This is a genomic window from Bacillus swezeyi (genome assembly GCF_001969815.1).
GTDB classification, from domain to species: Bacteria; Bacillota; Bacilli; order Bacillales; family Bacillaceae; genus Bacillus; species Bacillus swezeyi.
The window spans coordinates 1-685 of record NZ_MRBK01000058.1; the positions used below are offsets into that span (position 1 = coordinate 1).

The following is a 685-nucleotide window of genomic DNA, read 5'->3' on the forward strand; positions in this document are numbered from 1 at the left end:
ATTCCTCCTTGTCAAATCTTCTTCGAAAAAACATAGTTCTTACAATAACAAGACCATTCATTGTTTTCATTGATAAATTATTGGCAGGCTTTCCATCAATCCGTTCTGCTGGCACATAATTGTATCGACCACACCGTTTTTTACAAAAAAAAACAAAACCCCCAGCAACATATGGATGGCAACCTTCAAATAAAAAAGGCTTTCTCAGTCATTCTGAGAAAGCCTTTTAGCTTCTAGGTTCTTTCATATATTGAAAGATAATGTCTCCCCCGTGCTCGGCGATGCCCCGAAAATGTTTAAAATCTTCCTGCTTTGTTAAGATGGCTCTAAAAGAAAGAAAATCCTCTTTTTTCACGCGGAGTTCATGAATGCTTCCTGATCTCAGGTTCTCGATCTGGTCAATGGCATTTTCATCAGTCAACTTGCCTCTCTCCTTCTCCTTGGGAATCATCTTTAACTAAATAACTATATCACTAAGTGAAAGCGGGCACAACAATAGTGCTGTTGCTTCCCAAATCGCTTTACTTCTCCAAGAAAATATTGCAAAATACTTTCAATGGGTTAATTCACTTTAAAGGAGAGGAAGTCATTTGAAGATTGCAAAAGTCGGAAACGTCATCGAATTTAAAAATGGACTCACCGGAATCGTGGAAAAAGTAAACGAAAACTCAGTTATCGTTGATGT

At 37.7% G+C, this 685-nt stretch carries 2 protein-coding genes; one reads left to right on the plus strand and one right to left on the minus strand.

Features of this window, described 5'->3' with window-relative positions:
- Positions 1-226: 226 nt before the first annotated feature.
- Positions 227-421, minus strand: coding sequence for a protein YkzS (ykzS, locus tag BTA30_RS21605; protein ID WP_076764006.1), 195 nt, complete (start codon positions 419-421; stop codon positions 227-229).
- A 169-nt stretch (positions 422-590) separates the two neighbouring features.
- On the opposite strand from ykzS, the gene BTA30_RS21610 reads away from it, so the two are divergent.
- Positions 591-685, plus strand: a 95-nt coding sequence (locus BTA30_RS21610) for a DUF2187 family protein (protein WP_142243723.1), incomplete at its 3' end; no start/stop codon positions are given.